The organism is candidate division WOR-3 bacterium, from assembly GCA_039801905.1.
In the GTDB taxonomy this organism is placed as follows: domain Bacteria; phylum Hydrothermota; class Tepidihabitantia; order Tepidihabitantales; family JBDRVQ01; genus JBDRVQ01.
Map to the genome: position 1 here is coordinate 48,370 of JBDRVQ010000005.1, position 12,670 is coordinate 61,039.

At 44.1% G+C, this 12,670-nt stretch carries 10 protein-coding genes; 1 reads left to right on the forward strand and 9 read right to left on the reverse strand.

What is annotated here, in order from left to right:
• Window positions 1-9: 9 nt before the first annotated feature.
• The 9 genes from ABIL00_01895 to ABIL00_01935 are packed head-to-tail and all read right to left on the reverse strand — an operon-like array spanning window position 10 to window position 11,942.
• Complete coding sequence (locus ABIL00_01895; protein MEO0109522.1) at window positions 10-945, reverse strand: UDP-glucuronic acid decarboxylase family protein; 936 nt, start codon at window positions 943-945, stop codon at window positions 10-12.
• Entirely contained in the window at window positions 946-2,265 is a 1,320-nt protein-coding gene (locus ABIL00_01900) for a UDP-glucose/GDP-mannose dehydrogenase family protein (GenBank protein ID MEO0109523.1), read from the reverse strand. It lies immediately after the preceding gene.
• A 39-nt stretch (window positions 2,266-2,304) separates the two neighbouring features.
• Complete coding sequence (locus tag ABIL00_01905; protein ID MEO0109524.1) at window positions 2,305-3,336, reverse strand: glycosyltransferase; 1,032 nt, start codon at window positions 3,334-3,336, stop codon at window positions 2,305-2,307.
• 2 nt (window positions 3,337-3,338) lie between these two features.
• Window positions 3,339-4,691: a polysaccharide deacetylase family protein gene (locus ABIL00_01910; protein ID MEO0109525.1), complete on the reverse strand. Its 1,353-nt coding sequence runs from the start codon at window positions 4,689-4,691 to the stop codon at window positions 3,339-3,341.
• Complete coding sequence (locus tag ABIL00_01915) at window positions 4,688-5,977, reverse strand: flippase (protein ID MEO0109526.1); 1,290 nt, start codon at window positions 5,975-5,977, stop codon at window positions 4,688-4,690. Before ABIL00_01915 ends, ABIL00_01910 begins: the two co-directional genes overlap by 4 nt.
• On the reverse strand, window positions 5,964-7,082 hold the full coding sequence (locus tag ABIL00_01920; protein ID MEO0109527.1) for a glycosyltransferase: 1,119 nt from the start codon (window positions 7,080-7,082) through the stop codon (window positions 5,964-5,966). The genes ABIL00_01915 and ABIL00_01920 overlap by 14 nt, the downstream gene beginning before the upstream one ends.
• The gene (locus ABIL00_01925; GenBank protein ID MEO0109528.1) at window positions 7,079-8,194 is read right to left on the reverse strand and encodes a radical SAM protein; all 1,116 of its coding nucleotides are present in this window, start codon (window positions 8,192-8,194) and stop codon (window positions 7,079-7,081) included. The genes ABIL00_01920 and ABIL00_01925 overlap by 4 nt, the downstream gene beginning before the upstream one ends.
• Before the next feature lie 8 nt (window positions 8,195-8,202).
• Window positions 8,203-9,144 (reverse strand): histone deacetylase, encoded by a 942-nt coding sequence (locus ABIL00_01930; protein MEO0109529.1) that lies wholly within the window; start codon window positions 9,142-9,144, stop codon window positions 8,203-8,205.
• Between the two features lie 2 nt (window positions 9,145-9,146).
• Window positions 9,147-11,942: a HEAT repeat domain-containing protein gene (locus ABIL00_01935; protein MEO0109530.1), complete on the reverse strand. Its 2,796-nt coding sequence runs from the start codon at window positions 11,940-11,942 to the stop codon at window positions 9,147-9,149.
• 375 nt (window positions 11,943-12,317) lie between these two features.
• On the opposite strand from ABIL00_01935, the gene ABIL00_01940 reads away from it, so the two are divergent.
• Window positions 12,318-12,578, forward strand: coding sequence for a hypothetical protein (locus ABIL00_01940; GenBank protein ID MEO0109531.1), 261 nt, complete (start codon window positions 12,318-12,320; stop codon window positions 12,576-12,578).
• Window positions 12,579-12,670: the final 92 nt, after the last annotated feature.

Genomic DNA, 12,670 nt, shown 5'->3' on the forward strand with positions numbered 1-12,670 from the left:
AACCCTAAATTACAATTTCAATTCTTTCTTAAACCAGTCAATTGTTATTTTCAAGCCTTCGCGCAATTTTACCTTCGGCTCCCAGCCCAAAAGATTTTTTGCCTTGGTGATATCCGGCCTCCTCCTTTCCGGATCATCGGGCCAGGGAGGTTGGTAGACAATCGGGCATTTCTTTCCGGTCAATTCTAAAACGAGATGGGCAAATTCTAATATGGTAAACTCTTCCGGGTTACCTAAATTTATCGGCTCAAAAATCTCCTTAGCCAATAGCCTTAAAATTCCTTCAATCAAATCGCTAATAAAACAGAAACTTCTCGTCTGCTTGCCGTCGCCGTAGATGGTCAAAGGCTTTTCTTTTAATGCCTGGGTGATGAGATTGGGTACAACCCGGCCGTCGTCAATCTTCATCCTCGGGCCGTAGGTATTAAAAATCCTTACAATCCGAATGGGCAGTTTATACTCCCGGTGATAGGTCATAACCAAGGCTTCAGAGAAACGTTTCGCCTCATCGTAGACCGCCCTCTTGCCAATCGGATTGACATTACCCCAATAATCTTCCTTTTGGGGATGGGTGAGGGGGTCGCCGTAAACTTCGGAGGTGGAAGCAAAGTAGAATAGGCAATTATTCTTTTTCGCCAATTCCAAAAGGTAATAGGTACCAAAGGAACCGACACGCATCGTCTCCACCGGATAAAGAAAATAGTCTTTGGGACTGGCGGGTGAGGCGAAGTGGAGGATGGCATCAAACCTTTCGGAAAAGTTGACCCCTTCTGAGACATCAATCTGATAGAATTTAAATCTCTTATTTTCTAAGAGATGGGCGATATTCTCCTTCCTGCCGGTTAATAGGTTATCAACACAAACTACCTCTTCCCCGCGTGCTAATAATGCCTCAGCGAGATGGGAACCGATAAAACCCGCACCCCCAGTTAAGAGGATTCTCATTTAGTAGCCCCGACCAACACCCCGATAGATAAATCCCAATTTCTTCATCTCTTCGGGTGCAAAGATATTCCGACCATCAATGATAATTGGCAGGCGTAAAAGTTCTTTTACCTTCTTTAGATCAAGTTTTTTGAACTCCTCCCATTCGGTCAAAATGAGGAGAGATTCGCTCCCCGCGCAGACCTCATAGGGAGAGGAGCAGTAAATAACCGGCGGCAAGACCTTTTTGGCATTCTCCATCGCCTGGGGGTCATAGACCTTGACCACCGCCCCTTCTTTAACCAAACGATTGATAATATCAATGGCAGGGGCAAAGCGCATATCATCGGTATTCGGTTTGAAGGCAAGACCTAAGACACCAATCTTTTTATCTTTTAAGTTCCAAAGTAAATCCTTCACTTTCTTGACAAAACGCTCCCGCATCTCGTCGTTAATCCTCTTCACCTCTTTGAGCAGTTGGAAGTTATAGCCCAACTCTTCTGCAATTTTGGTGAAGGCATCAAGGTCTTTGGGAAAGCAGAAACCACCGTAACCAATCCCGGCATTGAGGAAATCCTTACCGATTCTCTTATCCAAACCAATTCCGGTTGCCACCTCCTTCACATCCACCCCCGCCAGTTCGCAGATGCAGGCGACCGCATTGATGAAGGAGATCTTCATTGCCAAAAAGGCATTGGAGGCGTGCTTAATCAGTTCTGCACTCTCCAAACTGGTGATTAAGACCGCAGGTCTTTTCTCTTTTGGGCTGAGATTGACAATTGGCTCGTAAACCGAAAGGAGGATCTCCTTTGCCCGCTCGGAATCACAACCGATCACAATCCGGTCGGGATATAAAAAATCATCAACCGCCTGACCCTCCCGTAAAAATTCCGGATTGGAGGCGACATCAAAGGGAATATTTCTTCGGTTATACCTCTCAATCGTCGTCTTCACCCATCTCCCGGTTTTCACAGGAACCGTACTCTTCTCCACAATCACCAGATACCTTTCCATATTCTCGCCAATCTCTCGCGCCACATTCTCAACCGCAGACAAATCGGGCTCTCCTGTTTCTTTGGGTGGCGTGCCAACCGCAATGAAGCAGACCTCAGATTTTTTTACCCCTTCCCCAATCTCCGTGGTGAAGGAAAGCCTCCCTTCCCTCATCCCCTCCACTACCAACTCCTCCAATTTCGGTTCGTAGATGGGGATTTTCCCTTCTTTTAATAGAGAGATCTTGCTCTGGTCGTTATCAACGCAGATGACCCGATGACCAACTTTTGCCAGACAAGCACCCGTGGTTAAACCAACATAACCCGTTCCGATAATTGATAAGTTCATAGGTTAATATAGTAAAGATTTAAGAAATGTCAAATTCCCTTATTTTCTATCCAGAGATTTATACAAAAGGAGGAGTCTTTTCGCAATCTCCGGCCAGAGGAAATTTTTTCTTATGTGCTCTCGTAAATCGTCACTCTTCTTTTTAGACAAGGCTTCCTTTATCCCCTCCTCAATACTCCTTTCCGAGTAGGGGTTAACATAAGTAGCGAACCTTCCGTAATATTCTTCGGTTCCCCCATATTTAGTAATGACAACCTTGGCACCGGCTAAACCTGCTTCCAGAGCGGAAAGACCGGGTGTCTCATAGAAAGAAGGGAGGACAAAGACCGAGCAAGAAGCATAAGCCGATTGGAGCAAAGGGGAGGTGTGGGGAAGGTGATCAATAACTTTTATCCAAGGACACCGCTGCACGATAGCAAGGCATCTCTTTCCGTATTCCGTGGGGATCACCTTGCCGATTAAGACCGCCGGCTCTTTCAACCTTTCTAACACTTTTAAGAGGCGGAGAAGATTTTTTCTCCCCCAACCAATATGACCGGTATAAAGGATGAAGTCCTTTAAGTGATAGGTATTAAAAAATAAGTCGGGTTCGGCGTAATAGAACCTCTCCTCCACACCGTTGGGAATGACCTTCACCTTCTTTTCCTTTATCCCCAAACCCTTAATTAAAAGGTCCTTCTCCTTTCCGGTATTCGGGACCACGAGGTCCGCCATTGTGCATAACTCTTTAACATAGATCGGTTCTGTCCAAACCCCATAAAACCTCCTTAAAAGGAGAAAAGGAGAATTGAGGAGGCGTAAAGTGAAAGGCGCATGGCGGGAATAAAAGATAGGAGAGACGACCATCCTCATCCCCAAAGATTTAAGGAGCCGGCCGAGATGAAAAGTAGCGCCTTCTGCGGCAAAGAGGTGGAAGAGAGAATAATCTTCCAATTTGAAGTCAGAAAACTCTTGGAAGAGGGAGACTTCCACCCCCAGATCTTCCAAATATTTCTTTAATAATAGAACTTGGGTCTTAGTACCACCTTCTAAAAGGTTTAAACCCTGTAAGGAGGCAAAAAGAATCCGCATCACTATCTTATTTTCCCCTTCAAATATTTATTCAGACGCCAGAAGATACTCTTCGCCCTTAATCGCCAATTGGGGAAGAAGCCCAATCTCATCCTTTTAATCCTCTCCGGATGATAAGGGAAATAATTCCCCATCTTTGGTTGGAAACTCTCCTCCCCATTCCGAAAAATCTCTTTTTCTCCTTTGATAATGTGGATTACCCCTTCATTCCCTTCCCGCCTTTTCCACCATTCATAAAAATCGGTCATCGTGGTTAACCAGATCTTTCTCTTTCCGCAGGCGTATTTTAATATACTCCGGAATAGTTGGGGGAATTGGGCTATCCGGTGGGGGTGGTCATAAATCACGATGGGCAAAGAATTTTTATAACGCCAGTCAATATAATTTTTATAATAGGCAAAAATCTCTTCCTCATTAAACCCCGCCTCTAAGAGCCGACCAAAACCGATGGGATGAATGGGGATTTGGAGGATCGGGAATTTCCTCCCTTTAATCTCCGGATAAAAGGGGAAATCGTCATAGGAAAGGGCAAATTCCGAAGAGAAAGAAAATCCCAAATCGGAAAGGACCCGATAGAGGGATTCGTTAAAGAGACCAAAGGGACTGGCAAAACCCTTAACCATTATCCCTTCCTTCTCAAGGATTTCTTTTCCTTTTTGGATATTGAGATAATTACTTTGGTAATCAGGAAAGAGGTTGTGGGTATAGCAATGGAGTTGGATATCTTCTCCTTCCTTTCTGAGTTGGGTAAAGAAAGGGATAAGCCTCTGATGCTCTTTGGTATTAATAAACCAGGTAGCATTAATCCCCACTTCCTTCAATATCTCGTAGGTAATTTTTATCTCCCTCTCTCGGGCGAAATCGGTATCCACCCGGAAGATGAAAATCGAGAGAAAATTTTGGGGATAATACCAGAGGTGTTGGTATTCCATATCCTCCCAGAGACAAATCTGCCTCAGGGCGTTAAAGAAGAGTTTTCTAATCTCTCCCTTACTTACCGCCGAGACAAATTCGTAGGGGAACTTTTTGGGGTGATAATAGAAGTATCTCGGTTTCACTCTGATATCGGAAAGGGCAGACTTTAAGGAAAAAGGAAAAATGATCTTTTTCTCCTTTGCGTCCACATAAAGCCCCTTTTGGTTTAGAAAGCCTTCCTTTTCCAATTCAATTATCCCAACCCCAGAAAAGATCTCTTTTTTTTCGGGTAGGAGAAATTTTATCTTCCCCTTTTTTACCCGAGAAGGTTTTCGGTCAAGGTCAAACAGGTATTCTTCCCAAGGGATAGGGTTTAAGGGTTTTTCGATAGCTAACAAATCGGCGTAAGATTCAATTGTAGTTGTCACTCCCTCCCTCATACCTCCCTCCGAGTGAGAAATCTTATCTCCTGATTGGTGACGATTGGCAGAAAAGCGCGCGCGAAAGAGAAATTTATCATCCGCCGCACGGAAAGGAGATTTAGGGCCAAGATTACCAACTCCCCAATAACGAATGCCAAGGCAATTCCGAAACCCCGCCATTGAGGATAGAATAGAAAACTTAATAAAATATTCAACAGCGTGCCGAGACCGGTGTTGCGAAGGAGGAATCTCTCCTTTTTTTGGGCGATAAGGGAAGCGGCGTAGAGGGTGGAAAGGGTGGTAAGAGGCAAAAAGAAGATTAAAATTCTGAGTAAATCCTCCCCTTTTAAATAAGCCTTTCCGAAAAATAGGGAGATGAGGGATGGGGAGAAGATAAGGACAATTAAGATCACAGGTAAGGTTAAAAGGAGGATAAACCGATTGGAAATTTCTAAGACCTTCGGCAGTTTTTCCGGCTGGGTTTGGACAAAAGAGGAGATGAGGGGGAGAAAGAGAAAACTGAAAACGAAATCAATAATTAATGTAGAGAAGAGGAGGCGGTGCATCGCACTATAAATCCCTAACTCCTCTGATTGCCCGATCAACCCTAAAAGAATGATCCCGAAGTAGGTATAGAAAATTTGCAAAACATTAATTATTCCCAAAGGGAAGGCGGATAAGAAAATCTCCTTAAAGACCTTAAAGTTTAGGGTGAAAAAGAACCTCCTGCCTCCTCTCTCATAAGCGAGAAGGAGAAAGATAATCCCTAACGCCTGACCGAGGTGGAAAGCGAAAGGAACCTTAGCGTAATCCCCTTCCTTTCTTACCAAAAGAAGGAGGAAGAAGAGATAACCGAAACTCGTAAGCACCCGATTGATTCCCACATAGTCCATCCGCTCCTTACTCTGAAAAAACCATTCCAGGGATAGAGAATTGATGAATAAGAATAAGGAATAGAAAAAGATGAGCCTCTTCACCCCTGCCGGCTTTTTTAATACCTGGGTGATGAAGAGAAGGATGATAAAAACGATTAAAGATAAAAAGAGACGGAAGGTGATAATCTGTTGGGGAAGCCTCTCCTCCCTTCTCCCGCTACTCAATTCCCTCACCCCAAAGGTCAAAAGGCCGAAGTCGGTTAAAATGAGGGCGTAGGAGACAAGGGAGAGGGCAAAGGAAAGCCAACCGAAATTTATCACTCCCACCCTCTGGGCAGAATAGAGGGTAGCAAAAAAGGTGAAAAGGGCAGAAAGGATTCGACCCCCGAAGAGGTAGAGGGCATTGGGTAAAGGGCTAAGACCTTTCATAAGTGAGTTGGGCATAAATCTCTTCCAGTTTCTCAATCCGCTTTTCCAAAGAGAATTTTTTCACAAACTCCTTACCCGCCTCCCCCATCTCCCTTCTTAAAGAAGGATTCTCAATCAAAAGACTTAACTTCTCCTCCAACCCTTTAATATCCCTCTCTTTCACTAAGAAGGCGGTCTTTCCGTCTTGCACAATCTCGGGAATACCGGAATGATGGGTGGAAACGACCGGTAAACCAATCCCCTGGGCTTCTAAGATGGTATAGGGGGTACCTTCTTGATTCCCATCCCTGGTCTTATAACTGGGTAGGACAAAAATATCACTCTCCGCCATCTCCCGGAGAGCTTGCTCATTAGGGAGGGCACCACAATAGGTAATCCTCTCTCCTAAGTTATCTTCTCTAATTCTTCTTATTACCTCCCCTCTTAACTCCCCGTCGCCGATCACTTTTAAATGGCAGTTCGGATACCGAAAGGCAAGTCTTTTATAAGCGGCAAGTAAATGGAGGATCCCCTTCTTTTCGGTGAGGCGTCCAACAAAGATGATCTTCACTTCTTTTTTCAAGGATTCCTTTTTTTTCGGTAAGGTGGAGAGGTCAATACCTAAATAAAGAGTCATGACCTTTTGGGAAGGATAACCGATGGTAATTAAATCCTGGCGGGTAGCAGCACTGACACAGAGGAAGAGGTCCCCTTCTTTTGCCAGTTTCCGATAATTCTGGCAGTAATGATAAAATGTTGGATTTTTATACTTCTTATGAAAAGGGACAAAAAACTCAAATCCGTGGAAAGAAACCACCAGAGGTAGAGAGAATCTCCTCTTGTAGGGTAAAAGATAGACACCTTCCACCCCCAAATGGCAATGGATTAACTTTATCTCCTTCTCTCTTAAAAGTCGTTCCAGGGTTGGGGAACGGAGAAAGAGGCGATAGGAGAGACTTTCCCAGAAATCCGGTTGGTAAATATCGGGAAAGGGAAATATCTCTCGGTTCAATCTTTGCAAACAGAAGACATTCCCCTTCCAACTTTTAAGATTGGTGATATCTTTATAGGTGAAGGTCTCAGATAGGGGGAGGAAGTGGTGCCGGATGTGAAGGACTTCTCTCAATTTATCTTAAAAAGGGTTGGCATTGGTGGCAGAAATAAGGATTGGTATCGGAAAGGGTATTCCGAAGCAAAATTTGGATAGCCACAGGGAGGATTTTGAGGATTGGGACAGAAACGGAGACAATCCCCAGAGCAAGGGATGGGTTGGAATCTTCCCTTTCCCTTTTTCACATGGACATAAACATTCCCCACCCCCTCACAGGAGGGAATATTTTCGGAGTCGTATTCTTTTGGTAACTCCTGACAGACCGCATAGGTCATTCCCCTTCTCTCCACCTCCTTTCTCAGCCAGGTGTGAAAACGGACCCGTAAAGAGAAAGGAACGGTAAAACGCTTCTTCTCTGAATATTCCGAAATCCTCTCCGGGTCAAATCGGTAGTAGGAAAAGAATCTTTTTAAGGAAGAAGGGTTTACCTCTTTGAGCCGCTCCGCAACCCGCTGGATGGAAATCTTATTGAAATAACCGGTGGAACCGATGATATGAGGAGAACCGGCCTCCTTTGCCTTCTCTAAGAGATAGATTATCTCTTCCTTTGTCATTACCCCCAAAAGGGTGGGATCAATCCGAACTAAAGCCGGGATTTTTAGCCGATTGAAATAGGCGACAGTCCGAAAGCGGTCTAAAATTTTACTCGCTTTAGGACTCGTAATCGCCTGTTTTTCCGGAGTTGCCTCAATGGTGATTGTCAAAAACCAAAAGGGATATCCTTTAAGGGCGGGTAACTCCTTTAAGAGCCATAGAGGACCGTCCGCACTTTTTGTCACAATCCCAAAACTTAAATTATATTTAACAAGCAAAAGGACAATCTCTTTTGTCAAATTTCTCATCTCTCCGATCGGCTGTAAGGGATCGGTCACTTGACTGAGATAGAAAGGAAAGAGGCGGTAGGCTCTCTTTATCTCCTCTTCTATCTTTTCCACGATATTGGAATAGATGACAACCTCCTCCCTTGACCAGGGATAAGCCCGGGCATAACAGATTGGACAACGAAAGAGACAACCGCCCGCCTCCGCGCCGGAAATGAGAATGGCATGGGGACATTTCCTCCTCCTTTTCGGATAAGGGAAGTCATGGAAGCATTTTCCCTTCCTCTCCCTTCGGCTGATGACCATCCCTTAATTTAACTTTTATTCTCAGTAGAATCTTCTTCCTTTATCACCCCTTCTGGTAACTGGTTAAGGACTTGGAGGCAGACCTTAGCGGTATTGAGATGAATTTCTACTGTATCCTCAATCTTTCGGGCATAGCCACCCGCCAGGACGACACAAATTGGAATTCTCCTCTTTTCCCCTTCCCCAATCACAATCTCGTCCCTCTTCTTCAACCCCTCTTTGGTCAAGAGGAGGAGACCTAACTGGTCATCTAAATAGGGGTCAGAACCCGCCACATAGATTACCAATTCTGGTTGGTGGCGGTCATAAATCTGGGGGACTGCGGAAGCCAAATGCCCGAGATAAATATCATCTCCGGCAAAATCGGGGAGACCGATATCCCAATCGCTTCGCTCCTTAATGGGATAGAGATTTTCCTGATGAATAGAAAAAGTGAAGACATCCGGGTCATCCTGAAAGATGCGGGCGGTGCCATTTCCTTGATGTAAGTCGCAGTCAATCACCGCCGCCTTCTTTATCCTCCCCTCCTTCTGCATCTTCTTAATCGCCACCCCGATATCATTGACATAACAGAAACCCTCACCGTGATTAGGAAAGGCATGGTGGAAACCACCCCCGATATGGAAACCAATCTTCTCCTCTAAGGCGAGCCGGGCGGCAAGGATCGTCCCGGCTGCGGCTAAGAAATAACCTTCAATAATTTCCCAGGTTAAAGGTAACTCCGAGCGGATCGTTCGGGAAGTCCAACGGAGATTGAGCATATCTTGAATATACTCTTCGGTGTGCACAAGGCGGATATCATCCACGTTAATTGGGGGTGGTTCTAAAAAATCCTCCTCTTTTGCCAAACCTTCGGCAAGCAACCTCTCTTTTATCAACCGGTACTTTTGGGTTGGAAAGACATGGGGTCCAATATTCATCTCATATTTATCAGAATAGACAAATTTCATAATCATTCCTCCCTTAGGATACTTTTTAATTTATCTAAGATAATGGGGTCAGTCTCCTCCTCATAATGATTTTTCAGTAAATTCCTTGTGTACTCATCTTTGAAGTTACTAAGTGCCAAGACTGTCGCCATCCGGATCCCTAAATGGGGGGAAGTAAGGAAAGAAGAGAGAATTTTCCTCACCTCCTTCTTCCTCTCTTCTTTCAAGTTTGGGATTTGTTCACCGAGGCAGATGATAAGACCCCGAAGGAGTAAAGGATTCGTTGAGGATTTAAGATAAAGGAGCAAATCATCAACTCCCTTTTCTCCGTAATTCTTAATCGCCACTTCCGCTGCCTGCCGCACAGTAAAGATTGGGTCGGAAAGGTTCTCTATCAAATTGGGAAGTGCCTCCTCTTCTTTTATCTTGCCCAGGGCAACCGTGGCGCTGATCCGAATTGGTTCCGATTTATCCTTTAGGTATCTCAATATCACCCGGAGAACCTTCTTTCTGAGGATTGAATCCTCAGGCGTGATGATAGAATCCGCCTTGACAATCTCACCCAGGGCGGAAATGATCCAGCGGGGACGGTTCCGGATTACCTTCCCATTCGGTAAACGGCGTTCTTTTAAGGCGGAGATTAAGGAATCAACTGCCGCCTTAACCTTCAATTTACCTAAAAGGTAGATGACATTCGCCCGGGCTTCTCTTCTTTCATCCCAAAGATATTGGAAAAGGTAAGGAATCACCTTCTCGGGAAGGGATTCGCAAAATTCTTCAATCGCCCTCAACTCCAAACTATTCCTTGTCGCAATCTTTTCGGCAAAGATATAATTGCGGGATATCGTATCCCTCTTTATCAGTTCCCTCCGGTAAGCCCGCACCCTCTTTTTGGCACTCCCTACCTCCCATTCGCTTGCTCCCTTAAATACCTCGCCGATTGACTTTTCCGTTAGGCTCTCAACAGGAACCTCTTCTTCCACCTCCCCTTTTTTCTTCTCCCGCAGATTAATTCCCACCCCGTAAAAGCCCTTAAAGGAATAGGTTAATTCCGACAATTCGCAATCTTTGGGATAAAGGTCTTCCCCTCCGAGGTCTAAGAAAATTCCAATCCCCCCAAAATCCCGGGATTGGTTCGCCCAACCCTGACCGAATCCCTTCTCTCTGGTGAGATAGGTATCGTCACCTTCCGAATCTAAAAATAGACCGAAGGAATTGGTTAAACCAATACCCTGACCTCCAGAGGTATAGTAGTGGTCATCACCTTCCTTATCAATGAGAATACCAACAGAAAAGTCATGACCTTCCCCTTGAGCCGGTCCGAGCCGGGAGTAGTAATTATCATTACCTTTTTTATCAATGAGAATCCCGGAGGCGAGATGGATACCGGCCCCTTGGGCATATTCCGTGGCTAAGTATTGGTCATTACCTTCGCCGTCAAAGAGCATCCCTAAGGAATACCAATAACTCGTCCCCTGAGAGAAGACATCGCCGTTATAGAAATCATTTCCCTTTCCATCATAAAGGAGTCCAATCCCGCCGCCGGCATCCGGTCGGAAGCCCATCCCAAAACCTTGAGCAAAACTCCGGAAGTCATTGGGCAGAAGTGGTTCGTGCCTAAACCTTCCTCCGGCATAGTAGAGATCATTCCCGGATCGGTCAAATAGAAGACCATAGCCAAAGGTAGAACCGAAACCCTGGCTGAAGTTATCCGAACGGTAGACGTCATTCCCCCCCAAATCAAAAAGAAAACCTAAGCCGTAAAAACCTGCTCCCTGGGTGAAGGTCTTACCCTCGTAGCGGTCATCTCCTTCGTAATCCAAAAAAATTCCTAAACCGAAGAGGGCACTCCCTAGTGAATACTCTTTACCCAAATAGATATCCTTTCCCTGAAAATCAAGAAGGAGACTCACACCGAAGATACTGCCCGCCAGAGAGAAAGGTCTTTGTGATTGGTAAAAATCGTTTCCGCTAAAATCAATAATCGCTGAGAAGGGGTGACCAAAGAAACCGATGGCACCATTCGGAACGTAATAAATATCATCTCCTCCCAGGTCAATAATCACCGAGAAATCACCATAATAGAAATTATTCTCCTCCGAACCAATCACCACCTTACCCCATTCGTTCTCCTCATAATGATAGACCTTACCGGAAACATTCGGACATTCAATCTTTTCCTTTCTTCCTGCAAAATCCTGAGAGATAAACTCCAAATACTGAGAGAACCTTTTTAACTGGGCAAGGGATTGATTGAGAATCTCTGGGAAATGGACTTTTCTTAACACGGAAAAGAAACTATCCCCGGGGATTTTTGCGGAATCAAATTTAATTGGCTGGCTAAATTCTTTATGGAGAAGACCTTTTAAGTAGTCATCGGTTGTATCCTCCTCATCAGAGAAAAGAGTAGGGGCGAAATATAAAAGATAATCTCTCTCCTCCTCTGAGAGCTGCCCTTCCCTTTTCCAACGGTATAGCGGTTCCAACTCCTCACCAAAACGGTAAGTGAGGGAAGAGAGGTCATTGATCATTTTAGGGAGAGAAGAGAAGTTAACCGGTGGATTATGATTTGAGAGGAATTTGTTAAGAAAGCGATCCAAATGGCTAACCGTTGAATCTAAATAGAAAGGAAGCCAGAGTGGTTCGTCCAGCGATCTGGCAACCCTCTTGAGGAGAAAGAGAGAATCAATCGCCCATTTCTTCTCAAAAGCCAATTCCTTCCGGCTGAGAGAGTAAGGGGTGAGACATTTTTCAATGAGACTAATCTCCGTGGGAGAAAGAGAGGCGAAGAGAAAGAAAAGAAGGTAAGATAAAAACATTATCAATTATAATCCATCTTAGTAATTAAGTCAATCTTTTTATTCGGCTGTTATTTTTTCAATTACCTAGGCGAAAAAGATAATAATTAAGTTATTAAAAATCAAATACTTATAAAAATGGAAAAATTTAGTGTCAGAAAATGGGGGGTATTTCCGTATTTATTATAGAGGGCTATGAAGAAGTTAAAAGAAGTTATTAAGGTAAGTGATTGGGTTCTAATCCCAACCCTTATCTCAGAAGAGAGATTGAGGAGGTATTATCGGGTAATTAGGACTTAATAAAAATGGCATTAAATCATAAGACCTTTATCAAACAGGAGGGGTTTATCTTTATAAAAAGGGGTATACCATACAGGGGATGGTATCAGGGATTTAATGGAAGAGATAATAGAAGTTCTAAGAAAAGGCTTAGTTTGGGATTTAATCGAAGATTTAATAAAGGGTTTAATCAAGAATTTAATAGATAGTCTAAAAGAGGGTATAAAGAGAAGGATAATCAGAAGCCTAAACCAAGGTATAATCCAGAGCCTAATTAAAGGTTTAATCCGAAGCCTAAATGAGAGCCTAATCCTAAGAGAAACTTTAAGGCAGAGAGATATATCGTCTTTCATCAAAATAAAATCTTACCATAGCTAGGATGTAAATTTTGTTGATAATTTGGATACTTTTCATTCTTCGTCTTCTATGGAAAGACTATACTTTTTACGATATGCCTCGTCAAGTCTTTT

What these genes read in the sequence shown, in the direction of transcription:
- ABIL00_01895 (MEO0109522.1), bottom strand. Translation starts at nt 945, where the DNA reads ATGAGAATCCTCTTAACTGGGGGTGCGGGTTTTATCGGTTCCCATCTC.
- ABIL00_01900 (MEO0109523.1), bottom strand. Translation starts at nt 2,265, where the DNA reads ATGAACTTATCAATTATCGGAACGGGTTATGTTGGTTTAACCACGGGT.
- ABIL00_01905 (MEO0109524.1), bottom strand. Translation starts at nt 3,336, where the DNA reads ATGCGGATTCTTTTTGCCTCCTTACAGGGTTTAAACCTTTTAGAAGGT.
- ABIL00_01910 (MEO0109525.1), bottom strand. Translation starts at nt 4,691, where the DNA reads ATGAGGGAGGGAGTGACAACTACAATTGAATCTTACGCCGATTTGTTA.
- ABIL00_01915 (MEO0109526.1), bottom strand. Translation starts at nt 5,977, where the DNA reads ATGAAAGGTCTTAGCCCTTTACCCAATGCCCTCTACCTCTTCGGGGGT.
- ABIL00_01925 (MEO0109528.1), bottom strand. Translation starts at nt 8,194, where the DNA reads ATGGTCATCAGCCGAAGGGAGAGGAAGGGAAAATGCTTCCATGACTTC.
- ABIL00_01930 (MEO0109529.1), bottom strand. Translation starts at nt 9,144, where the DNA reads ATGAAATTTGTCTATTCTGATAAATATGAGATGAATATTGGACCCCAT.
- ABIL00_01935 (MEO0109530.1), bottom strand. Translation starts at nt 11,942, where the DNA reads ATGTTTTTATCTTACCTTCTTTTCTTTCTCTTCGCCTCTCTTTCTCCC.
- ABIL00_01940 (MEO0109531.1), top strand. Translation starts at nt 12,318, where the DNA reads ATGGAAGAGATAATAGAAGTTCTAAGAAAAGGCTTAGTTTGGGATTTA.